This is a genomic window from Kribbella sandramycini (assembly GCF_013131805.1).
GTDB classification, from domain to species: domain Bacteria; phylum Actinomycetota; class Actinomycetes; order Propionibacteriales; family Kribbellaceae; genus Kribbella; species Kribbella sandramycini.
Genome location: NZ_JABJRC010000004.1, coordinates 192252 through 215188, shown reverse-complemented (window position 1 = coordinate 215188; position 22937 = coordinate 192252). Strand labels below are relative to the sequence as shown.

The 22937-nt window shown below is 67.2% G+C and carries 24 protein-coding genes and 1 pseudogene; all 25 read left to right on the top strand.

What is annotated here, in order from left to right; translation table 11 throughout:
* Positions 1 to 109: 109 nt before the first annotated feature.
* Positions 110 to 3595, top strand: a complete 3486-nt coding sequence (gene rpoB, locus HPO96_RS19170) for a DNA-directed RNA polymerase subunit beta (RefSeq protein ID WP_171674866.1) — start codon at positions 110 to 112, stop codon at positions 3593 to 3595.
* Positions 3596 to 3662: 67 nt separating this feature from the next.
* Positions 3663 to 7523, top strand: a complete 3861-nt coding sequence (locus tag HPO96_RS19165) for a DNA-directed RNA polymerase subunit beta' (protein WP_171674865.1) — start codon at positions 3663 to 3665, stop codon at positions 7521 to 7523.
* Positions 7524 to 7682: 159 nt separating this feature from the next.
* Entirely contained in the window at positions 7683 to 8960 is a 1278-nt protein-coding gene (locus HPO96_RS19160) for a nuclear transport factor 2 family protein (RefSeq protein WP_171674864.1), read from the top strand.
* Between the two features lie 6 nt (positions 8961 to 8966).
* On the top strand, positions 8967 to 9719 hold the full coding sequence (locus HPO96_RS19155; RefSeq protein ID WP_171674863.1) for a maleylpyruvate isomerase N-terminal domain-containing protein: 753 nt from the start codon (positions 8967 to 8969) through the stop codon (positions 9717 to 9719).
* 281 nt (positions 9720 to 10000) lie between these two features.
* On the top strand, positions 10001 to 10375 hold the full coding sequence (rpsL, locus tag HPO96_RS19150) for a 30S ribosomal protein S12 (RefSeq protein ID WP_012923692.1): 375 nt from the start codon (positions 10001 to 10003) through the stop codon (positions 10373 to 10375).
* The gene (gene rpsG, locus HPO96_RS19145) at positions 10375 to 10845 is read left to right on the top strand and encodes a 30S ribosomal protein S7 (RefSeq protein WP_171674862.1); all 471 of its coding nucleotides are present in this window, start codon (positions 10375 to 10377) and stop codon (positions 10843 to 10845) included. The genes rpsL and rpsG overlap by 1 nt, the downstream gene beginning before the upstream one ends.
* 122 nt (positions 10846 to 10967) lie before the next feature.
* Positions 10968 to 13028, top strand: coding sequence for an elongation factor G (fusA, locus tag HPO96_RS19140; protein WP_202886200.1), 2061 nt, complete (start codon positions 10968 to 10970; stop codon positions 13026 to 13028).
* Between the two features lie 72 nt (positions 13029 to 13100).
* Positions 13101 to 14294 carry an elongation factor Tu gene (gene tuf / locus HPO96_RS19135; RefSeq protein ID WP_171674860.1) on the top strand — a complete coding sequence of 398 codons (1194 nt, stop codon included), beginning with the start codon at positions 13101 to 13103 and terminating at the stop codon, positions 14292 to 14294.
* A gap of 357 nt (positions 14295 to 14651) precedes the next feature.
* Positions 14652 to 14960: a 30S ribosomal protein S10 gene (rpsJ, locus tag HPO96_RS19130; RefSeq protein WP_012923688.1), complete on the top strand. Its 309-nt coding sequence runs from the start codon at positions 14652 to 14654 to the stop codon at positions 14958 to 14960.
* Positions 14961 to 14976: 16 nt separating this feature from the next.
* Entirely contained in the window at positions 14977 to 15630 is a 654-nt protein-coding gene (rplC, locus tag HPO96_RS19125) for a 50S ribosomal protein L3 (protein ID WP_171674859.1), read from the top strand.
* A complete protein-coding gene (gene rplD / locus HPO96_RS19120; RefSeq protein ID WP_171674858.1) occupies positions 15627 to 16322 on the top strand; it encodes a 50S ribosomal protein L4 in 696 nt (231 codons plus the stop codon). Before rplC ends, rplD begins: the two co-directional genes overlap by 4 nt.
* Complete coding sequence (gene rplW / locus HPO96_RS19115; RefSeq protein ID WP_171674857.1) at positions 16319 to 16624, top strand: 50S ribosomal protein L23; 306 nt, start codon at positions 16319 to 16321, stop codon at positions 16622 to 16624. Before rplD ends, rplW begins: the two co-directional genes overlap by 4 nt.
* Positions 16624 to 17457 carry a 50S ribosomal protein L2 gene (gene rplB / locus HPO96_RS19110; RefSeq protein ID WP_171674856.1) on the top strand — a complete coding sequence of 278 codons (834 nt, stop codon included), beginning with the start codon at positions 16624 to 16626 and terminating at the stop codon, positions 17455 to 17457. Before rplW ends, rplB begins: the two co-directional genes overlap by 1 nt.
* A gap of 15 nt (positions 17458 to 17472) precedes the next feature.
* Positions 17473 to 17754, top strand: coding sequence for a 30S ribosomal protein S19 (gene rpsS / locus HPO96_RS19105; protein WP_171674855.1), 282 nt, complete (start codon positions 17473 to 17475; stop codon positions 17752 to 17754).
* 51 nt (positions 17755 to 17805) lie between these two features.
* Positions 17806 to 18318, top strand: a pseudogene (gene rplV, locus HPO96_RS38350) (50S ribosomal protein L22); the annotation flags it as partial.
* Between the two features lie 106 nt (positions 18319 to 18424).
* A complete protein-coding gene (gene rpsC / locus HPO96_RS19095) occupies positions 18425 to 19258 on the top strand; it encodes a 30S ribosomal protein S3 (protein WP_171674853.1) in 834 nt (277 codons plus the stop codon).
* A 3-nt stretch (positions 19259 to 19261) separates the two neighbouring features.
* Entirely contained in the window at positions 19262 to 19681 is a 420-nt protein-coding gene (rplP, locus tag HPO96_RS19090) for a 50S ribosomal protein L16 (RefSeq protein WP_171674852.1), read from the top strand.
* Positions 19681 to 19965 (top strand): 50S ribosomal protein L29, encoded by a 285-nt coding sequence (gene rpmC, locus HPO96_RS19085; RefSeq protein ID WP_171674851.1) that lies wholly within the window; start codon positions 19681 to 19683, stop codon positions 19963 to 19965. The genes rplP and rpmC overlap by 1 nt, the downstream gene beginning before the upstream one ends.
* A complete protein-coding gene (gene rpsQ / locus HPO96_RS19080; protein ID WP_171674850.1) occupies positions 19962 to 20255 on the top strand; it encodes a 30S ribosomal protein S17 in 294 nt (97 codons plus the stop codon). The genes rpmC and rpsQ overlap by 4 nt, the downstream gene beginning before the upstream one ends.
* Positions 20256 to 20349: 94 nt before the next feature.
* A complete protein-coding gene (rplN, locus tag HPO96_RS19075; protein ID WP_012923677.1) occupies positions 20350 to 20718 on the top strand; it encodes a 50S ribosomal protein L14 in 369 nt (122 codons plus the stop codon).
* A 1-nt stretch (position 20719) separates the two neighbouring features.
* Positions 20720 to 21109 (top strand): 50S ribosomal protein L24, encoded by a 390-nt coding sequence (gene rplX / locus HPO96_RS19070; RefSeq protein WP_171674849.1) that lies wholly within the window; start codon positions 20720 to 20722, stop codon positions 21107 to 21109.
* Positions 21109 to 21681 carry a 50S ribosomal protein L5 gene (rplE, locus tag HPO96_RS19065; RefSeq protein WP_171674848.1) on the top strand — a complete coding sequence of 191 codons (573 nt, stop codon included), beginning with the start codon at positions 21109 to 21111 and terminating at the stop codon, positions 21679 to 21681. The genes rplX and rplE overlap by 1 nt, the downstream gene beginning before the upstream one ends.
* 1 nt (position 21682) lies before the next feature.
* Positions 21683 to 21868 (top strand): type Z 30S ribosomal protein S14, encoded by a 186-nt coding sequence (locus tag HPO96_RS19060; RefSeq protein ID WP_171674847.1) that lies wholly within the window; start codon positions 21683 to 21685, stop codon positions 21866 to 21868.
* 91 nt (positions 21869 to 21959) lie between these two features.
* On the top strand, positions 21960 to 22367 hold the full coding sequence (rpsH, locus tag HPO96_RS19055) for a 30S ribosomal protein S8 (protein ID WP_131360997.1): 408 nt from the start codon (positions 21960 to 21962) through the stop codon (positions 22365 to 22367).
* A gap of 27 nt (positions 22368 to 22394) precedes the next feature.
* On the top strand, positions 22395 to 22937 hold the full coding sequence (gene rplF / locus HPO96_RS19050) for a 50S ribosomal protein L6 (protein ID WP_171674846.1): 543 nt from the start codon (positions 22395 to 22397) through the stop codon (positions 22935 to 22937).

Below are 22937 nucleotides of genomic sequence, written 5' to 3'. Positions count from 1 at the left end.
ATTGCTTTGCGCTGCCTTTCTCCCACCTCGGCTCGGGTCTCGACTTGACTGGGGTGGCTTGGCGTGCGCACCCAGCACCGATGTTTGCGAGCCCGTGGAAGGACGCCCCTTGGTCGCCTCGCGCAACCCCCAGTCCGACAGCATCTCCGAAGTTTCCGGCTCTCCCCGCCGCATCTCTTTCGCAAAGATCTCCGAGCCTCTCGAGGTTCCGGATCTGCTTGCGCTGCAGGTGGACAGTTTCGACTGGCTGGTCGGCAACGAAACGTGGCAGGCCCGGGTGGCCGCCGCCGAGGCCGAAGGGCGGACCGACCTGTCCGGCCCGAGCGGCCTGGAAGAGATCTTCGAGGAGATCTCCCCGATCGAGGACTTCAGCGGCACCATGTCGCTGTCGTTCCGCGACCACCGCTTCGAGCCTCCGAAGAACACGGTCGACGAGTGCAAGGAGCGCGACGTCACGTACTCCGCGCCGTTGTTCGTCACGGCCGAGTTCATGAACAACGAGACCGGCGAGATCAAGAGCCAGACGGTCTTCATGGGCGACTTCCCGCTGATGACGCGTAAGGGCACCTTCGTCATCAACGGCACCGAGCGCGTCGTCGTCTCGCAGCTCGTCCGCTCGCCCGGCGTGTACTTCGAGCGCACGCCGGACAAGACGTCGGACAAGGACATCTTCACCGCCAAGGTGATCCCGTCGCGCGGCGCGTGGCTGGAGTTCGAGGTCGACAAGCGCGACATGGTCGGCGTTCGCCTCGACCGCAAGCGCAAGCAGAACGTCACCGTGCTGCTGAAGGCCCTGGGCTGGACGGACGCGCAGATCCTCGAGGAGTTCGGCGACTACGAGTCGATCCGCCTCACCCTGGAGAAGGACCACACCTCCGGGCAGGACGACGCGCTGCTGGACATCTACCGCAAGCTGCGCCCGGGTGAACCGCCGACGCGCGAGGCCGCGCAGGCGCTGCTGGAGAACTACTACTTCAACGGCAAGCGCTACGACCTGGCCAAGGTCGGCCGCTACAAGATCAACAAGAAGCTCGGCCGCGACGAGGCGCACGACACCGCGGTGCTGACGATCGACGACATCGTCGCCACGATCAAGTACCTGGTCGCGCTGCACGAGGGCAAGACCGAGCTGCCGGCCCCGATCGGCGAGATCGTCGTCGAAGAGGACGACATCGACCACTTCGGCAACCGCCGTCTCCGGACGGTCGGCGAGCTGATCCAGAACCAGCTGCGCACCGGCCTGGCCCGGATGGAGCGCGTGGTCCGGGAGCGGATGACGACCCAGGACGTCGAGGCGATCACGCCGCAGACCCTGATCAACATCCGGCCGGTGGTGGCGGCGCTGAAGGAGTTCTTCGGCACCTCCCAGCTGTCCCAGTTCATGGACCAGACCAACCCGGTCGCCGGTCTGACCCACAAGCGGCGCCTGAACGCGCTCGGCCCGGGTGGTCTGAGCCGTGAGCGGGCCGGCTTCGAGGTCCGCGACGTGCACCCGTCCCACTACGGCCGGATGTGCCCGATCGAGACCCCGGAAGGCCCGAACATCGGTCTGATCGGCTCGCTCGCGTCGTACGGCCGGGTGAACCCGTTCGGTTTCGTCGAGACGCCGTACCGCAAGGTCGTCGACGGCCTGGTCACCGACCAGGTCGACTACCTGACCGCCGACGAGGAGGACCGGTTCGTCATCGCGCAGGCCAACGCCGCGCTGACCGACGACAACCGGCTCGCCGAGGACCGCGTGCTGGTCCGCCGCCGGCACGGTGAGGTCGAGCTCGCGCTCGTCGCGGACGTCGACTACATGGACGTCTCCCCGCGCCAGATGGTGTCGGTCGCGACGGCCCTGATCCCGTTCCTCGAGCACGACGACGCCAACCGCGCGCTGATGGGCTCCAACATGCAGCGCCAGGCGGTGCCGCTGATCACCTCGGACGCGCCGCTGGTCGGCACCGGGATGGAGTTCCGCGGCGCGGTCGACGCCGGCGACGTGGTCGTCTCCGACAAGGCCGGCGTGGTCAAGGAGGTCTCGGCCGATCTGATCGAGATCGCCGCCGACGACGGCACGTACCAGACCTACCGGCTGGCGAAGTTCCGCCGCTCGAACCAGGGCACCTGCATCAACCAGCGCCCGCTGGTCGACGCCGGGCAGCGGGTCGAGGTCGGCTCGCCGCTGGCCGACGGCCCGTGCACCGACGAAGGGGAGATGGCCCTCGGCCGGAACCTGCTCGTCGCGTTCATGCCGTGGGAGGGTCACAACTACGAAGACGCGATCATCCTGTCCCAGCGCGTCGTCCAGCAGGACCTGCTGACCTCGATCCACATCGAGGAGCACGAGGTCGACGCTCGCGACACCAAGCTGGGCCCGGAGGAGATCACCCGGGACATCCCGAACGTCTCCGACGAGATGCTCGCCGACCTCGACGAGCGCGGCATCATCCGGATCGGCGCCGAGGTCACCACCGGTGACATCCTGGTCGGCAAGGTGACGCCGAAGGGCGAGACCGAGCTGACCCCGGAGGAGCGGCTGCTGCGCGCGATCTTCGGTGAGAAGGCCCGTGAGGTCCGCGACACCTCGCTGAAGGTTCCGCACGGCGAGAACGGCACCGTCATCGGCGTCCGCGTCTTCGACCGCGACAACGGCGACGAGCTGCCGCCGGGTGTGAACCAGCTGGTCCGCGTCTACGTGGCCCAGAAGCGCAAGATCTCGGTCGGCGACAAGCTCGCCGGGCGCCACGGCAACAAGGGCGTCATCTCCAAGATCCTGCCGGTCGAGGACATGCCGTTCATGGCCGACGGCACCCAGGTCGACATCATCCTGAACCCGCTGGGCGTGCCCGGCCGGATGAACGTCGGCCAGGTGCTCGAGACCCACCTCGGCTGGGTCGCCAGCCGCGGCTGGGAGGTCGACCCGGAGAACACCGAAGAGTGGGCGCAGCGGCTGATCAAGATCGGCGCGGGTTCCGCGCCGGCGATGACGAACGTCGCCACCCCGGTCTTCGACGGCGCCCGGGAAGAGGAGGTCACCGGCCTGCTCGGCTCGACGCTGCCGAACCGCGACGGCGACCGGATGGTCGACGGCACCGGTAAGGCCCGGCTGTTCGACGGCCGTTCGGGTGAGCCGTTCCCGGAGCCGGTCGGCGTCGGCTACATGTACATGCTGAAGCTGCACCACCTGGTGGACGACAAGATCCACGCCCGCTCGACCGGTCCGTACTCGATGATCACGCAGCAGCCGCTGGGTGGTAAGGCGCAGTTCGGTGGCCAGCGGTTCGGCGAGATGGAGGTGTGGGCCCTCGAGGCCTACGGCGCCGCCTTCGCGCTGCAGGAGCTGCTGACGATCAAGTCGGACGATGTGGTCGGTCGCGTGAAGGTCTACGAAGCGATCGTCAAGGGCGAGAACATCCCGGAGCCGGGTATCCCGGAGTCCTTCAAGGTTCTGGTCAAGGAAATGCAGTCTCTGTGTCTGAATGTCGAGGTCCTCTCGTCCGACGGAAGCCGGGTCGAGATGCGCGACAGCGAAGAGGACGTCTTCCGCGCTGCGGAGGAACTGGGTATCGACCTGTCCCGGCGCGAGCCGAACAGTGTCGAAGAGGTCTGAGCGGGTTGCCGCTCCTGATCACACGCCAACTCATCTCAGACCAACTTTTTACGGGAGATAACACATCGTGCTCGACGTGAACTTCTTCGACGAGCTTCGGATCGGCCTGGCGACCGCGGATGAGATCCGCCAGTGGTCGCACGGCGAGGTCAAGAAGCCGGAGACGATCAACTACCGGACGCTCAAGCCCGAGCGGGACGGTCTGTTCTGCGAGAAGATCTTCGGTCCCACCCGGGACTGGGAGTGCTACTGCGGTAAGTACAAGCGCGTTCGCTTCAAGGGCATCATCTGCGAGCGGTGTGGCGTCGAGGTCACCCGCTCCAAGGTGCGCCGGGAGCGGATGGGCCACATCGAGCTGGCCGCTCCGGTCACCCACATCTGGTACTTCAAGGGTGTCCCGTCGCGGCTCGGCTACCTGCTCGACCTCGCCCCGAAGGACCTGGAGAAGGTCATCTACTTCGCGGCGTACATGATCACCGACGTCGACGACGAGGCGCGGCACCGCGACCTGGCGTCGTTGGAGGGCCGGACCGACGTCGAGCGCAAGCAGCTCGAGAACCGGCGCGACAACGACATCGAGACCCGGATGAAGAAGCTCGAGGAGGACCTCGCGCAGCTCGAGGCCGAGGGCGCGAAGGCCGACGTTCGCCGCAAGGTGAAGGAAGGCGCCGAGCGTGAGGTCAAGCAGCTGCGCGACCGCGCGCAGCGCGAGATCGACCGCCTCGACGAGGTCTGGACCCGGTTCAAGAACCTGAAGGTCCAGGACCTCGAGGGTGACGAGATCCTGTACCGCGCCATGAAGGAGCGTTTCGGCAAGTACTTCGCCGGGGCGATGGGCGCGGCCGCGATCCAGCGCCGGCTGGAGACCTTCGACCTGAAGGCCGAGGCCGACAACCTGCGCGAGACGATCAAGACCGGCAAGGGCCAGCGCAAGACCCGCGCCCTGAAGCGGCTCAAGGTCGTCACCGCGTTCCTGGCCACCAACAACAGCCCGATGGGTATGGTCCTGGACTGCGTCCCGGTCATCCCGCCGGACCTGCGGCCGATGGTCCAGCTCGACGGCGGCCGGTTCGCGACGTCGGACCTGAACGACCTGTACCGCCGGGTGATCAACCGGAACAACCGCCTCAAGCGGCTGCTCGACCTCGGTGCGCCCGAGATCATCGTCAACAACGAGAAGCGGATGCTGCAGGAGGCCGTCGACGCGCTGTTCGACAACGGCCGCCGTGGCCGTCCGGTCACCGGCCCGGGTAACCGGCCGCTGAAGTCGCTGTCCGACATGCTCAAGGGCAAGCAGGGTCGTTTCCGGCAGAACCTGCTCGGCAAGCGCGTCGACTACTCGGGCCGTTCGGTCATCGTGGTCGGCCCGCAGCTGAAGCTGCACCAGTGCGGTCTGCCGAAGGCGATGGCGCTGGAGCTGTTCAAGCCGTTCGTGATGAAGCGGCTGGTCGACCTCAACCACGCGCAGAACATCAAGTCCGCCAAGCGGATGGTCGAGCGTCAGCGCGCCCAGGTCTGGGACGTGCTGGAAGAGGTCATCACCGAGCACCCCGTGCTGCTGAACCGCGCGCCTACCCTGCACCGGCTGGGTATCCAGGCGTTCGAGCCGCAGCTGATCGAGGGCAAGGCGATCCAGATCCACCCGCTCGTCTGCTCGGCGTTCAACGCCGACTTCGACGGTGACCAGATGGCGGTGCACCTGCCGCTGTCGGCCGAGGCCCAGGCCGAGGCGCGGATCCTGATGCTGTCGACGAACAACATCCTGAAGCCGGCCGACGGCCGTCCGGTCACGATGCCGACGCAGGACATGATCATCGGCATCTACTTCCTGACGATGCTCAAGGAAGGCGTCAAGGGCGAGGGCCGGGCGTTCGGCTCGGTCGCCGAGGCGATCATGGCCTTCGACCGCAACGAGCTGTCGCTGCAGGCGAAGATCACGCTGCGGCTGACCGGCGCGGGGCTGACCGACGGCGCCGTCGAGCTGCCGGGCGGCGGGTTCTCCCTGGAGACCACGCTGGGCCGCGCGCTGTTCAACGAGACGCTGCCGGCGGACTACCCGTTCGTCAACCTCGAGGTCGGCAAGAAGCAGCTGGGCGGGATCGTCAACGACCTGGCCGAGCGGTACACGAAGGTCGAGGTCGCGAACGCCCTCGACGCGCTGAAGGACCTCGGTTTCCGCTGGGCCACCCGGTCCGGTGTCACCGTGTCCATCAACGACTTCTCGACGCCGCCGTCCAAGCCGGAGATCATGGCGCGCTACGAGTCGCAGGCCGAGAAGGTCCAGAAGCAGTTCGAGCGGGGTCTGATCACCTCGTCCGAGCGGCGGCAGGAGCTGATCGAGATCTGGACCGGCGCCAACGCCGAGGTCGGTAAGGCCATGGAGGAGAACTTCGCCAAGGCCAACCCGATCTGGATGATGGTGCACTCGGGCGCCCGAGGCAACATGATGCAGATCCGGCAGATCGCCGGTATGCGTGGTCTGGTGGCCAACCCGAAGGGCGAGATCATCGCCCGTCCGATCAAGGCCAACTTCCGTGAGGGCCTGAGCGTCGTCGAGTACTTCATCGCGACGCACGGCGCCCGTAAGGGTCTGGCCGACACCGCGCTGCGGACGGCCGACTCCGGGTACCTGACCCGTCGTCTGGTCGACGTCTCGCAGGACGTCATCATCCGCGAGGAGGACTGCGGCACCGAGCGCGGTCTGCCCAAGCAGATCGGTGAGGACGGTCCGGACGGCAAGGTCGTACACACCGAGAACGTCGAGACCAACGCGTACGCACGCACGCTGGCCACCGACGTCAGCGGCGCCGACGGCACCGTCGTCCTGACCGCGGGCAGCGACCTGGGCGACGTCTCGATCGCGAAGCTGATCGAGGCCGGGGTCAAGGAGGTCAAGGTCCGCTCCGTGCTGACCTGTGACGCCAAGACCGGGACCTGCGCGAAGTGCTACGGCCGTTCGCTGGCGACCGGTAAGCCGGTCGACATCGGTGAGGCCGTCGGTATCATCGCGGCCCAGTCGATCGGTGAGCCGGGAACGCAGCTGACGATGCGTACCTTCCACACCGGTGGTGTGGCGGGTGACGACATCACGCACGGTCTGCCGCGTGTCGTCGAGCTGTTCGAGGCGCGTCAGCCCAAGGGCAAGGCGCCGATCTCGGAGGCGGCGGGCCGGATCTCGATCGAGGACACCGACAAGACCCGGAAGCTGGTGCTCACCCCGGACGACGGTTCCGAGGAGGTCGCCTACCCGGTGTCGAAGCGCGGTCGCCTGCTGATCGAAGAGGGTCAGCACGTCGAGGTCGGCCAGCAGCTGATGCAGGGCACGCCGGACCCGCAGGAAGTGCTGCGGATCCTGGGTGTCCGCAAGGCGCAGGAGCACCTGGTGGACGAGGTCCAGGAGGTGTACCGGTCGCAGGGTGTGGCCATCCACGACAAGCACATCGAGATCATCGTCCGGCAGATGCTGCGCCGAGTCACGGTGATCGAGTCCGGCGACGCGAACCTGCTGCCGGGCGAGCTGGCGGACCGCATCCTCTTCGAGGGTGAGAACCGCCGCGTGGTCGCCGAGGGCGGTACGCCGGCCTCCGGTCGTCCGGTGCTGATGGGTATCACCAAGGCTTCGCTGGCCACCGAGTCCTGGCTCTCGGCCGCCTCCTTCCAGGAGACGACCCGGGTCCTGACCGAGGCCGCGATCCACGGCAAGTCCGACTCCCTGGTCGGTCTGAAGGAGAACGTCATCATCGGAAAGCTGATCCCGGCGGGTACCGGCATGGACCGTTACCGCAACATCCGGGTGGAGCCCACCGAGGAGGCGAAGGCCGCGATGTACTCGATGGTCGGCTACGAGTCGTACGACTACGACTTCGGCCCGTCCGCCGGGCAGTCGGTCCCGCTCGACGACTTCGACCTCGGTTCGTACCAGAACTGATCAGAGTCACTCCGCCAAGGGCGGCACCTCTTCGGAGGGGCCGCCCTTCGGCATTTCAAACGCTTTGTCCATAAGGGAAATCGGACGTTTCGGATCGTGATCAGGGCGACACCCGGGGTGGCGGACGAAAGTGTCCGGGGCATGGTCCAAGATTGGTGCATGACGGATCTTCCCGGCTATCTGCGGCCCTTCGTCCTGGGCGTCCTGGACGGCCCTGAGGTCCGGGTCGACCGGCTGGGAGAGCTGGACATCTACCGGCCCGTCGGCAGCGCCCGGACGGGCGCGATTCTCTTTGTGCACGGTGGTCCCGCGCCGCCCGACCTCGAGGTCGCACCTCGGGATTGGCCGGTGTACAAGGGGTATGCGACCGCCGCCGCTCGCCGTGGAGCGGTGGCCGCCGTCGTCGATCACAGCCTGATCCGCGGCCTGGGCGAGTTGCCCACGGCCGCCGATGAGGTGGAGGCAGCGATCGGCGTACTGCGTTCGGATCCGCGCGTCGACCCGGATCGGGTCGTGCTCTGGTTCTTCTCGGGCGCCGGCCTGCTGGCGGGGGAGTGGCTGGACAGCCGCCCCGACTGGCTGCGCGGCGTCGCCCTCACCTATCCGCTGCTCGCCACCCCGCCCGGTGTCGACGATCTGGTCAACGCCGCCGAAGTCATCGGCAAACACAAGGACCTTCCGGTGCTGCTCACCAAGGTCGGGCTGGAGCGCGCAGAGCTCGCCGGCCCCGTCGCGGAGTTCGTCTCCGCGGGTGGCACCGCGCTGGACATCATCGACGTACCGAAAGGGCACCACGGGTTCGACATGCTCGACCACACCGAAGAATCACGCGCCGCCGTCACCAAGGCCCTCGACTGGGCGATCGCCCACCTCGGCGAAGAGCCGGGCGCCCAGGGCGACCTGCTCGTCCCTCCGCCGCCGCAGATCAAGACCACCACCCGTCGCCCAGCGGTCAAGAAGGCTGCCGAGGCCGCGGCGACCGCCGAAACCCCCGCAGAGCCCGTCCTGGTGGCTGAGAAGGCCGCTGCGCAGGACAAGCCGTCCGAGCCGGAGCCGATCGTCATCCCGGAGCCGGTGACCGCTCCGGCCGCGGTCGCGACGTCGTTCGTCGTCGACACCCCCGCCGCGCGGGTGGTCGGTCGCGAGCACTCGGCGTACGCGGCGCACGATCTGGAGGCCTTCCTGGCGATGTACTCGCCGACGGCGCAGATCTCCTTTGCCGACGGCACCGAGATGCGCGGCCGGCGCTTCCTGCGCGAGTTCTACCAGCCGCTGTTCGACGCCGGCCGCTGCAAGACCGAGGTGGTCCAGAAGCTCATGCAGGGTGAGTGGGTCGTCGAGCATCAGCTGGCCCACGACACCGGTGAGCCGATCGCCCGGATCGCGCTCTACCGCGTCTCCGAAGGCCTGATCACCAACGTCGAGTTCCGTTCCTAGGCGCAGATGCTGGATCACCTGACCGAGTTCGAGAAGGCGGCCGCTCTGCTGGCGGTTGCCTTCGACGAGATCGATCCGGCGGCGCCGGTGCCGGCCTGCCCCGGCTGGGCGATCGCCGACCTCGCGCTGCATATCGGCGCCGGTCAGCGATGGGCCGCGTCGATCGTGCTCAGCGGCGTCGAGCAGCGGCGGCCGGAGGGGGTGCTGCGGGCGGCCATCTCCTGGGGTGACTGGTATGCCGGTACGACCGCCGCCCTGGCGGCCGCGCTCCGGGCCGTCGATCCGGCTGAGCCCTGCTGGAACTTCGCGCCGGTCGAGCAGCGCGCGGGCTTCTGGTCGCGACGCCGCCTCCATGAGACGGTCATCCACCTCGTGGACGCCGGCCAGGCCGCCGCGGCCGCGCCCGGTTCGGTGCCCACTGGTCTGGCCGCCGTACCTGCCGCAGTCTTCGCGGACGGCGTGGCCGAGGTCTTCGAGGTCTTCCTGCCCCGGATGCTCGCCCGCGGCGCCGCGCCGGCCGTCACCGAGGAGATCGGCGTCCGGGCCACCGACACCGGCCACGAGTGGACGCTGACGCCTTCTGGGCAAGGGCTTCCGCCGCAGATCCGGTCCGGCGTCGCGACCGGCGCGGCGGTCCTGGAGGGGTCGGCCGTGGTCCTCGATCTGTGCCTGTGGAAACGCCTCCCGGCGGCGGCGCTGACCGTCCGGGGCGAGGCGCGGGCGGCGGCTGCTTTCCTCGGTGCGGAAGCCACTCCCTAGGCCCTGTAGACTGGTGAAGCGGCTTCGCCTCAGGAGCCGGCGGTAGCTCATTTTGACCGTGCCTGGGGCAGCCGCTAGTCTTAACGATCGTGCCCGGGTCATCCTGGGCCGTCATGCGTGCCCCTCGTATTTTTAGGGTCTGCGCGCGTGGCACGGGACATCTGCCGACAGTCTGAAAGATTACGGCTTCGGTACGTCCGTGCCCACGCGACACACCCGACCGCGGGGGTCAGGCACTACAGCATGAGCAGAAAGCCGGACGACAGAAAGAGACCTACGCGGTGCCCACCATTCAGCAGCTGGTCCGCAAGGGCCGCCAGGACAAGGTGTCCAAGAACAAGACGCCCGCCCTGAAGGGTTCCCCTCAGCGTCGCGGTGTGTGCACGCGCGTTTACACCACCACGCCGAAGAAGCCGAACTCCGCTCTTCGTAAGGTTGCGCGTGTCCGCCTGACCAGCGGCATCGAGGTCACCGCGTACATCCCCGGTGTCGGCCACAACCTGCAGGAGCACTCGATCGTGCTCGTGCGCGGCGGTCGTGTGAAGGACCTGCCCGGTGTCCGGTACAAGATCATCCGCGGTTCGCTCGACACCCAGGGTGTGAAGAACCGGAAGCAGGCTCGCAGCCGCTACGGCGCGAAGAAGGAGAAGAGCTAATGCCGCGCAAGGGCCCGGCCCCGAAGCGCCCGGTCATCATCGACCCGGTCTACAGTTCGCCGCTCGTCACCCAGTTGATCTCGAAGATCCTGGTCGACGGCAAGAAGCAGATCGCGCAGAGCATCGTCTACACCGCCCTCGAGGGCACCCGGACGAAGACCGGCACCGACCCGGTCATCACGCTGAAGCGCGCGCTCGACAACGTGAAGCCGAGCATCGAGGTGAAGAGCCGCCGGGTCGGTGGCGCCACCTACCAGGTGCCGGTCGAGGTCAAGCCGGGCCGTTCGAACACGCTGGCCCTGCGCTGGCTGACGTCGTACTCCCGCGCGCGCCGCGAGAAGACGATGTCGGAGCGCCTGATGAACGAGATCCTGGACGCGTCGAACGGTCTGGGCGCCTCGGTCAAGCGCCGCGAGGACACGCACAAGATGGCCGAGGCCAACAAGGCCTTCGCCCACTACCGCTGGTGATCCGGGGCCCGCTCCGGGCCCCCGCTTTCACTCTTTTGACGCAGCACAGAATCGAGAGGTAGACCACCGAGGTGGCCGTACAAATCACCACCGACCTGGCCAAGGTCCGCAACATCGGGATCATGGCCCACATCGACGCCGGCAAGACGACGACGACCGAGCGGATCCTCTTCTACACCGGTATCACGTACAAGATCGGTGAGGTCCACGACGGCGCCGCCACGATGGACTGGATGGAGCAGGAGCAGGAGCGCGGCATCACGATCACGTCCGCCGCGACGACCTGCACCTGGAAAGACCACACCATCAACATCATCGACACCCCCGGACACGTGGACTTCACGGTCGAGGTCGAGCGCTCGCTGCGCGTCCTCGACGGCGCGGTCGCGGTGTTCGACGGCGTCGCCGGTGTGGAGCCCCAGTCCGAGACCGTGTGGCGCCAGGCGGACCGGTACGGCGTACCGCGGATCTGCTTCGTCAACAAGCTGGACCGGACCGGCGCGGAGTTCATGCGCTGTGTCGACATGATCGTCGACCGGCTGGCCGCGACCCCGCTGGTCCTGCAGCTGCCGATCGGCGCGGAGTCCGACTTCATCGGCGTCGTCGACCTGATCGGCATGCGCGCGCTGACCTGGCGCGGCGAGACCACGATGGGTGAGGACTACACCGTCGAGGAGATCCCGGCCACCCACACCGAGATCGCCGCCGAGTGGCGGGACAAGCTGATCGAGACGCTGGCCGAGGCCGACGACGAGATCATGGAGCTGTACCTGGAGGGCACCGAGCCCACCCAGGAGCAGGTCATGGCCGGTATCCGCCGCGCCACGATCGCCTCCAAGCTGACCCCGGTGCTGACCGGTACCGCGTTCAAGAACAAGGGCGTCCAGCCCCTGCTCGACGCGATCAACGCGTTCCTGCCGAGCCCGCTCGACGTCCCGGCCATCGAGGGCCACGACGTCAAGGACAGCGAGCAGGTCGTGCTGCGCAAGCCGGACGACAGCGAGCCGTTCTCGGCGCTGGCGTTCAAGATCGCCGCCGACCCGCACCTGGGCAAGCTCACCTTCATCCGGGTGTACTCCGGCAAGCTCGAGACCGGCACGCAGGTCCTGAACCCCACCAAGGGGCGCAAGGAGCGGATCGGCAAGATCTACCGGATGCACGCGAACAAGCGCGAGGAGATCGCGTCGATCGGCGCCGGTCACATCGTCGCGGTGATGGGTCTGAAGGACACCACCACCGGTGAGACGCTGGCCGACCCGTCGAACCCGGTCGTACTCGAGTCGATGCAGTTCCCGGCCCCGGTGATCTCGGTCGCCATCGAGCCGAAGTCGAAGGGCGACCAGGAGAAGCTGGGCGTCGCGATCCAGCGGCTCGCCGAGGAGGACCCGACCTTCCAGGTCCGGACCGACGAGGACACCGGCCAGACGATCATCGCCGGTATGGGCGAGCTGCACCTCGAGGTGCTGGTCGACCGGATGAAGCGCGAGTTCCGCGTCGAGGCCAACGTCGGCAAGCCGCAGGTCGCCTACCGCGAGACCATCAAGAAGAAGGTCGAGAAGGTCGACTACACGCACAAGAAGCAGACCGGTGGTTCGGGTCAGTTCGCGCGTGTGATCATCAACATCGAGCCGACTTCGGTCGAGGCCGGCGGCGAGGGCGGGTACGAGTTCGTCAACGCCGTCACCGGTGGTCGCATCCCCCGCGAGTACATCCCGTCGGTGGACGAGGGCGCGCAGGAGGCCATGGAGTTCGGCGTCCTGGCCGGCTACCCGATGGTGGACGTCAAGGTCACGCTGACCGACGGCGCCTACCACGACGTCGACTCCTCGGAGCTGGCGTTCAAGATCGCCGGTTCGATGGCCTTCAAGGATGCCGCCCGCCGGGCGAATCCGGTCATCCTGGAGCCGATGTTCGCGGTCGAGGTGATCACCCCCGAGGACTACATGGGTGAAGTGATCGGCGACCTCAACTCGCGGCGCGGCCAGATCCAGTCGATGAACGAGGGCCCCGGTGGCAGCCGGGCCGTCAAGGCTCTGGTGCCGCTGTCCGAGATGTTCGGGTATGTGGGTGACCTGCGTTCCAAGACGCAGGGCCGCGCGTCGTACTCGATGCAGTTCGATTCCTACGCCGAGGTTCCGAAGAACGTGGCGGAAGAGATCATCAAGAAGGCCCGCGGCGAGTAATCTCGCTCCGGTCCAACCAACCCACAGCGCGTCGGCGTACGGCGTAAGTCAACATTTTCCAGGAGGGCCCCAGTGGCTAAGGCGAAGTTCGAGCGGACTAAGCCGCACGTCAACATCGGCACCATCGGTCACATCGACCACGGTAAGACCACTCTTACCGCGGCGATCACCAAGGTGCTGCACGACAAGTACCCGGACCTGAACGAGGCCTCGGCCTTCGATCAGATCGACAAGGCGCCGGAAGAGCGCCAGCGCGGTATCACCATCTCGATCGCGCACGTCGAGTACCAGACCGAGGCGCGTCACTACGCTCACGTCGACTGCCCGGGTCACGCCGACTACATCAAGAACATGATCACCGGTGCCGCGCAGATGGACGGCGCGATCCTGGTCGTCGCCGCCACCGACGGCCCGATGCCGCAGACGCGTGAGCACGTGCTGCTCGCCCGTCAGGTCGGCGTGCCGGCGATGGTCGTCGCGCTGAACAAGTGCGACATGGTCGACGACGAGGAGATCCTGGAGCTCGTCGAGCTCGAGGTCCGCGAGCTGCTCTCGGAGCAGGAGTTCGACGGCGACAACGCGCCGATCGTCCGCGTCGCCGCGCACCCGGCGCTGCAGGGCGACACCAAGTGGGGCGAGTCGATCATCGAGCTGATGGACGCCGTCGACTCCTACATCCCGCAGCCGGAGCGCGAGGTCGACAAGCCGTTCCTGATGCCGGTCGAGGACGTCTTCACGATCACCGGTCGTGGCACCGTCATCACCGGCCGGATCGAGCGCGGTATCGTCAAGGTCAACGAGACCGTCGACATCGTCGGTATCCGCGAGACCAAGCAGACGACCACCGTCACCGGTATCGAGATGTTCCGCAAGCTCCTCGACGAGGGCCAGGCGGGCGAGAACGTCGGTCTGCTGCTTCGTGGCACCAAGCGCGAGGACGTCGAGCGCGGCATGGTCGTCATCAAGCCGGGCACCACGACCCCGCACACCTCCTTCGAGGCTTCGGTCTACATCCTCTCGAAGGAAGAGGGCGGCCGGCACACGCCGTTCTTCCAGAACTACCGCCCGCAGTTCTACTTCCGCACCACCGACGTCACCGGTGTCGTCACGCTGCCCGAGGGCACCGAGATGGTCATGCCGGGTGACAACACCGACATGGCGGTCGAGCTGATCCAGCCGATCGCGATGGAGGAGAACCTGAAGTTCGCGATCCGTGAGGGTGGCCGCACCGTCGGCGCCGGCCGGGTCACCAAGATCATCAAGTGATCTCACGAGGTCCGCGTGGGCTCGTAGTTTGAGCCCCGCGGACCTCTGCTTTGTGTCCGATCCCCGCTCAGGTGGGCTGGGGATCGGGCCCAAAGCCACCCGATTGGCGTTTCGGCGCCGATCTCTGGCACAATATTCAGGTTGCTCAGGCGAGGTTGCCGGGGCGCGCCCCAACTGTTCTCAGTCGGCTGGTGCGCCGGACCGGAGACCATGCCGAGGCCCGGTCCGAGACCGAGCCCCGATCTCCACCCCAGGTCGAAGAAGCGGTGAGTCACGCGCGTGCCGCGCTCGCGACACACCCGACCGCGGGGGTCGGAGCAACGAAACGAAGACGATAGAGAAGGACGAAGCGAAGCGATGGCGGGACAAAAGATCCGCATCCGGCTGAAGGCCTACGACCACGAGGTCATCGACAGCTCGGCGCGCAAGATTGTCGACACGGTGACGCGTACTGGTGCGAAGGTTGCTGGCCCGGTGCCGTTGCCGACGGAAAAGAACGTGTTCTGCGTCATCCGCTCGCCGCACAAGTACAAGGACAGCCGCGAGCACTTCGAGATGCGCACCCACAAGCGGCTCATCGACATCATCGACCCCACGCCGAAGACCGTCGACTCGCTGATGCGGCTCGACCTGCCGGCGGGCGTCGACATCGAGATCAAGCTCTGAGGGACGCGAACAGCCAATGAGCAAGCAGAAGAACACGCGCGGTCTGCTGGGCACCAAGCTCGGCATGACCCAGACCTGGGACGAGAACAACCGAGTCGTCCCCGTCACCGTGATCCAGGCCGGCCCGTGTGTCGTCACCGGCGTCCGGACCTCGGCCGACAGCGGCTACGACGGTGTCCAGATCGCCTACGGCGACATCGACCCGCGCAAGGTGACCAAGCCCATGCGCGGTCATTTCGACAAGGCCGGCGTGACGCCGCGGCGCCACCTGCTGGAGCTGCGCACCGCCGACGCCAGCGAGTACACCCTGGGCCAGGAGATCAAGGCCGAGGCCTTCGAGGCCGGTGAGCGGGTCGACGTGTCCGCCACCAGCAAGGGCAAGGGTTTCGCCGGTGTCATGAAGCGGCACGGCTTCCACGGTCTGCGCGCCACCCACGGTGTCCACAAGAAGCACCGCTCGCCGGGTTCCATCGGCGGCTGCGCCACCCCGGGCCGGGTCTTCAAGGGCCTGAAGATGGCGGGCCGGATGGGCCACGAGCAGGTCACCACGCAGAACATCACCGTGCACGCGATCGACGCCGAGCGCGGCCTGATCCTGCTCAAGGGCGCCGTTCCCGGCCCCAAGGGCGGCCTCGTGCTGATCCGCAACGCCGCGAAGGGGGCCAAGTGAGCACCGTCGACGTCGTCGTCGTCAAGGGCGACAAGGTCAGTAAGAAGGGTTCCGCCGAGCTTCCGGCCGAGCTGTTCGACGTCCAGACGAACATCCCGCTGATCCACCAGGTCGTGGTGGCCCAGCTGGCCGCTGCTCGTCAGGGCACCCACAAGGTCAAGTCCCGGGGCGAGGTGTCCGGCGGTGGCGCCAAGCCGTACCGCCAGAAGGGCACCGGTCGCGCCCGTCAGGGTTCGACCCGCGCGCCGCAGTTCACCGGCGGTGGCGTCGTCCACGGCCCCACGCCGCGGGACTACAGCCAGCGCACCCCGAAGAAGATGATCGCGGCCGCCCTGCGCGGATCGCTGTCGGACCGGGCCCGTGACGGCCGCGTGTTCGTCGTCGAGAGCTTCGTGGACGGCGACAAGCCCTCCACCAAGACGGCGCTGAAGACGCTGAGCCAGGTCACCGACCCGGGGAAGGCGCTGGTCGTCGTCGACCGCGCCGACGAGCTCACCTGGCTGAGCCTGCGCAACGTGCAGCACGTGCACCTGATCGCGGCCGACCAGCTGAACGCGTACGACGTGCTCTGCAGCGACGCGGTCGTCTTCACCAAGAGCGCGCTCGACGCCTTCGTCGCCGGCGCGCCCAAGGGCAAGTCCGTCAAGGCTGTCGCTACGTCGACCGAAGCCGCTGAGGAGGTAGAAGCATGAGCCACGGAGTCAACAAGGACCCGCGGGACGTGCTGCTGCGGCCGGTCGTGAGCGAGAAGAGCTACGGCCTGCTGGACGAGCAGAAGTACACGTTCGAGGTCGCCCCGGACGCCAACAAGACCGAGATCAAGCTCGCGGTCGAGAAGGTGTTCAAGGTCAAGGTCAACGACGTCAACACGCTGAACCGCAAGGGCAAGCGCCGCCGCACCCGTTCGGGCTGGGGCAAGCGCCCGGACACCAAGCGGGCGATCGTGACCCTCAAGGGTGACGACCGCATCGATATCTTCGGAGGCCAGTCGTAATGGGTATCCGCAAATACAAGCCGACAACGCCGGGCCGTCGCGGCTCGAGCGTGGCCGACTTCGTCGAGCTCACCCGTTCGACCCCCGAGAAGTCGCTGCTCCGCCCGCTGCCGAAGAAGGGCGGCCGCAACAACAGCGGCAAGATCACCACTCGGCACCAGGGTGGCGGCCACAAGCGCGCCTACCGCCTGATCGACTTCAAGCGGTACGACAAGGACGGCGTGCCGGCCAAGGTCGCGCACATCGAGTACGACCCGAACCGCACCGCGCGGATCGCGCTGCTGCACTACGTCGACGGCGAGAAGCGCTACATCCTCGCCCCGACCAACCTGAAGCAGGGCACGATCGTCGAGAACGGCCCCGCGGCCGACATCAAGATCGGGAACAACCTGCCGCTGCGCAACATCCCGGTCGGTTCGACGATCCACGCGGTTGAGCTGCGTCCGGGCGGTGGCGCCAAGATGGGCCGCTCCGCCGGTACCAGCATTCAGCTGGTCGCCAAGGAGGGCCGGATGGCCACCCTGCGGATGCCGTCCGGCGAGGTCCGGATGGTCGACGTGCGCTGCCGCGCCACCCTCGGTGAGGTCGGCAACGGCGAGCAGTCGAACATCAACTGGGGCAAGGCCGGCCGGATGCGCTGGAAGGGCAAGCGCCCGACCGTCCGCGGTGTCGCGATGAACCCGGTCGACCACCCGCACGGTGGTGGTGAGGGTAAGACCTCGGGTGGTCGCCACCCGGTGTCCCCGTGGGGCAAGCCCGAGGGCCGTACCCGTACCCGCAAGGAAAGCGACCGCATGATCGTCCGGCGCCGCAAGGCCGGCAAGAAGCGCTGATAGGAGCCGGCCAGAATGCCACGCAGCTTGAAGAAGGGCCCGTTCGTCGACCACCACCTGGCCAAGAAGGTGGAGGTGCAGAACGAAAAGGGCACCAAGAATGTCATCAAGACCTGGTCCCGCCGATCGATGATCGTGCCGGACATGATCGGCCACACGCTCGCGGTGCACGACGGCCGCAAGCACGTGCCGGTGTTCGTGACGGACGCGATGGTCGGGCACAAGCTCGGCGAGTTCGCCCCGACGCGCACGTTCAAGGGTCACGAGAAGGACGACCGGAAGTCACGGCGTCGCTGACCACCGGTCAGTTGACGACGCGAAAGCAACCTACGGAGAGATTCGAACATCATGAGCGTTCAAGAGCGTAGGGCCGTCAGTGCCCGTCGCGAGAGCCTGCTGGGCGAGGCGCCCGGGGCCTTCGCGGTCGCGCGCTTCGTCCGCGTGACACCGATGAAGGCCCGCCGTGTGGGCGACCTGGTGCGCGGTCTGGGTGTCGACGACGCACTCGCCACTCTGAAGTTCGCCCCGCAGGCCGCTGCCGCGACCGTGTACAAGGTCGTCGACAGCGCCGCGGCGAACGCCGAGGGCACCGAGCACCTGAGCCGGGCCGACCTGGTCGTGTCCAAGGTCCTGATCGACGAGGGGCCGACGCTGAAGCGTCACCGCCCTCGCGCCCAGGGCCGCGCGACCCGGATCGACAAGCGGACCAGCCACATCACCGTTGTGGTCGAGCCGCGGGTCACCGACGAGCCCGTCGCCAAGGCACCGGCCAAGAAGACCGCCAAGAAGGCGGCCGACACGGCCAAGACCGAGGCGCCGGCGAAGAAGGCCCCGGCCAAGAAGGCCACCAAGAAGGCTGCGGCCGACAAGGTCGACAAGACCGAGGCAGCCGCGAAGCCGGCCAAGAAGGCGACCGCCAAGAAGACGGCTGCCAAGAAGGCCACCGCTGAGAAGAAGGAGTCCTGACGTGGGACAGAAGGTAAACCCGCACGGGTTCCGTCTCGGCATCAGCACCGACCACAAGAGCCGTTGGTACGCCGACAAGCTGTACAAGGACTACGTGGGCGAGGACGTCAAGATCCGTCGCCTGCTGAGCAAGGGCATGGAGCGCGCCGGTATCTCCCGCGTGGAGATCGAGCGCACCCGTGACCGCGTCCGGGTCGACATCCACACCGCTCGTCCGGGTATCGTCATCGGCCGCCGCGGCGCCGAGGCGGACCGGATTCGGGGCAGCCTGGAGGAGCTCACCGGTAAGCAGGTGCAGCTGAACATCCTCGAGGTGAAGAACTCCGAGGTCGACGCTCAGCTGGTCGCACAGGGTGTGGCCGAGCAGCTGTCCGGCCGCGTGGCGTTCCGCCGCGCGATGCGCAAGGCGATGCAGACCACCATGCGTGGCGGCGCCCTGGGCATCCGGATCCAGTGCTCCGGCCGGCTCGGCGGCGCGGAAATGTCGCGGTCGGAGTTCTACCGCGAAGGCCGCGTCCCGCTGCACACGCTGCGCGCCGACATCGACTACGGCTTCTACGAGGCCCGTACGACCTTCGGCCGGATCGGCGTGAAGGTCTGGATCTACAAGGGTGACGTGTCCGGCTCCCGCGCCGAGCGCGAGGCGCAGGCCGCGGCCCGCGCCGCGACGCAGCAGCGCCGTCCGGCCCGTCGTGACGACCGTGGCGGTCGTGGCGGCGACCGCGGTGGCCGTCGTGACGACCGCCGCAACGACAACCGCTCGTCGGCTCCGGCCGCCGAGGCGGTTGCCCCGGCTGCGGACAAGCCCGCCGAGACGACCGGAACGGAGAGCTGAACCATGCTCATCCCCCGCAAGGTCAAGCACCGCAAGCAGCACCACCCGAAGCGCTCCGGCGCTGCCAAGGGCGGTACCACGCTGGCGTTCGGTGAGTTCGGGATCCAGGCGATCGAGAGCCACTACGTCACCAACCGGCAGATCGAGTCCGCGCGTATCGCGATGACCCGGCACATCAAGCGTGGCGGAAAGGTCTGGATCAACATCTACCCGGACCGCCCGCTGACCAAGAAGCCGGCCGAGACCCGGATGGGTTCCGGTAAGGGTTCGCCGGAGTGGTGGATCGCGAACGTGAAATCCGGTCGCGTGATGTTCGAGCTCTCCGGCGTGCCGGAGGAGATCGCTCGCGAGGCCATGCGCCGCGCGATTCACAAGTTGCCGATGAAGTGCCGCTTCATCACCCGAGAGGCAGGTGAGAACTGATGGCTACCACCGTGACCGCAGCCGAGCTGCGCAACCTCGGCCGGGACGAGCTGCTGAGCAAGCTCGGTGAAGCCAAGGAGGAGCTGTTCAACCTCCGGTTCCAGGCTGCCACCGGACAGCTGGAGTCGCACGGCCGGCTGCGCGCCGTCCGGAAGGACATCGCCCGCATCTACACGGTGCTGACCGAGCGCGCGCTCGGTATCACCGAAGAGGTCGAGGCCCCGGTTGCCGCCGAGGTCGCCGAGACCGCGGACGACAGCGAGAAGGCCGAGGCGAAGGCATGACCGAGAACGTGAAGGACGAGACCGTGAGCACGACCCCCGAGCGCGCCAGCCGCAAGACCCGTGAGGGCCTGGTGCTGAGCGACAAGATGGACAAGACCGTCACCGTCGAGGTCGAGGACCGGGTCAAGCACAAGCTCTACGGCAAGGTCATCCGGCGCACGAGCAAGCTCAAGGCGCACGACGAGCAGAACGCCGCCGGGATCGGCGACCGCGTCCTCCTGATGGAGACCCGGCCGCTGTCGGCGACCAAGCGCTGGCGCGTCGTCGAGATCCTCGAGAAGGCCAAGTAAGCGTTCCGGTTCCACAGCCGGCAACCAATCGAAATTATTCGTTCCGCAAGGCTCACCACGGTGAGAACCAGCGAGACAACCAGGAGATCAACAGATGATCCAGCAGGAGTCGCGACTGAAGGTCGCCGACAACACGGGTGCCAAGGAGATCTTGTGCATCCGCGTTCTCGGTGGCTCCGGTCGGCGCTACGCCGGTGTCGGTGACACGATCGTCGCCACCGTCAAGGACGCGATCCCGGGTGGCGGTGTGAAGAAGGGTGACGTCGTCAAGGCGGTCGTCGTGCGGACCGTGAAGGAGCGCCGGCGTCCGGACGGCTCCTACATCCGCTTCGACGAGAACGCCGCGGTGATCCTCAAGGCCGACGGCGAGCCCCGCGGTACCCGTATCTTCGGGCCGGTCGGCCGGGAGCTGCGCGAGAAGCGCTTCATGAAGATCATCTCGCTCGCACCGGAGGTGCTCTGAGATGGCTGCCCAGCGCAAACTGCACGTGAAGAAGGGCGATCAGGTCCGCGTGATCGCCGGTAAGTCCAAGGGCCTCGAGGGCAAGATCATCCAGGTCTTCCCGAACGACGAGAAGGTCATCGTCGAGGGCGTGAACCGGGTCAAGAAGCACACCAAGGTGCAGCAGGCCCAGCGCGGCGGCACCACGGGTGGCATCGTCACCCAGGAAGCCCCGATCCACGTCTCCAACGTGATGCTCCTGGTCGAGGTCGACAAGGACGGCAAGAAGCAGAAGGTGACCACCCGCGTCGGCTACAACCGCGTCGAGGTGCAGAAGCGGCGCCCCGACGGTTCGACGTACACCGGTTTCCGGAGCGTCCGGATCGCGCGGCGTACCGGCGAGGAGATCTGATGACCACCGCAGTGACCGAGCCGAAGGTTCAGCCCCGGCTCAAGACCAAGTACCGCGAGGAGATCCTCGGCAAGCTGAACGAGGAGTTCAGCTACGCCAACGTCATGCAGATCCCCGGTCTGGTCAAGATCGTGGTGAACATGGGCGTCGGCGAGGCGGCCCGGGACTCCAAGCTGATCGACGGCGCCGTCAAGGACCTGGCCGCGATCACCGGTCAGAAGCCGCAGGTCACCAAGGCCCGTAAGTCCATCGCGCAGTTCAAGCTGCGCGAGGGGATGCCGATCGGCGCCCACGTGACGCTGCGCGGCGACCGGATGTGGGAGTTCCTCGACCGGCTGCTGTCGCTCGCGCTGCCCCGGATCCGCGACTTCCGCGGTCTGTCGGCCAAGCAGTTCGACGGCACCGGGAACTACACCTTCGGCCTGACCGAGCAGGTGATGTTCCACGAGATCAACCAGGACAAGATCGACCGTGTCCGGGGTATGGACATCACCGTGGTGACCACCGCGAAGAACGACGACGAGGGTCGGGCCCTGCTGCGGGCGCTCGGCTTCCCGTTCAAGGAGAACTGACGTGGCGAAGACAGCACTCAAGGTCAAGCAGGCCCGGAAGCCGAAGTTCGCGGTACGCGCCTACACGCGCTGCCAGCGCTGCGGCCGGCCGAAGGCGGTCTTCCGCAAGTTCGGCCTGTGCCGGATCTGCCTGCGGGAAATGGCGCACCGGGGCGAGCTGCCCGGCGTGACCAAGTCCAGCTGGTGACCGTCTCCACCCCTGATCATCTCTCCATTCACCATCTAGTCACCGTAGGTCGCCGAGCGGCGAAACCACGGCGGGAAAGAGGCCCCAGGCCATGACGATGACCGACCCGATCGCAGACATGCTGACGCGTCTGCGCAACGCCAACCAGGCGTACCACGAGTCGACCTCGATGCCGTACAGCAAGATCAAGCAGGGCATCGCCGACATCCTCCAGCAGGAGGGCTACATCTCCTCCTACAAGGTGGAGGAGCCCAAGGAGGGCGCCGTCGGCAAGACCCTGATCGTCGACCTCAAGTTCGGTCCGAGCCGCGAGCGTTCCATCGCCGGCGTGCGACGGATCAGCAAGCCGGGCCTGCGGGTCTACGCGAAGTCGACCAACCTGCCGAAGGTCCTCGGTGGCCTGGGCGTCGCGATCATCTCGACGTCCCAGGGCCTGCTGACCGACCGTCAGGCCAAGAACAAGGGCGTTGGCGGGGAAGTCCTCGCCTACGTCTGGTGACGAAGAACCGGAAGGAGGACCACTCACATGTCTCGCATCGGTAAGCTCCCGGTCACGGTCCCGTCCGGCGTCGACGTCACGATCGACGGCCAGACGGTCACCGTGAAGGGACCGAAGGGTCAGCTGTCGCACGTCGTCGCTGAGCCCATCGTGGTCGCCCGCGACGAGGACGGCGCGATCGCCGTGACCCGCCCGGACGACCAGCGCAAGAGCAAGGAACTGCACGGCCTGTCCCGCACCCTGATCGCCAACCTGGTGACCGGCGTGACGGACGGCTACGAGAAGAAGCTCGAGATCGTCGGCGTCGGTTACCGCGTCATCGCCAAGGGCCCGACCGAGCTGGAGTTCTCGCTCGGCTACAGCCACACCATCACGGTGAACGCGCCCGAGGGCATCACGTTCAACGTGGAGGCCCCGACGCGGTTCTCGGTGATCGGGATCGACAAGCAGTCGGTCGGCGAGGTCGCTGCCAACATCCGCAAGCTGCGTAAGCCCGAGCCGTACAAGGGCAAGGGTGTGCGGTACGCGGGCGAGCAGGTGCGCCGCAAGGTCGGAAAGGCTGGTAAGTAA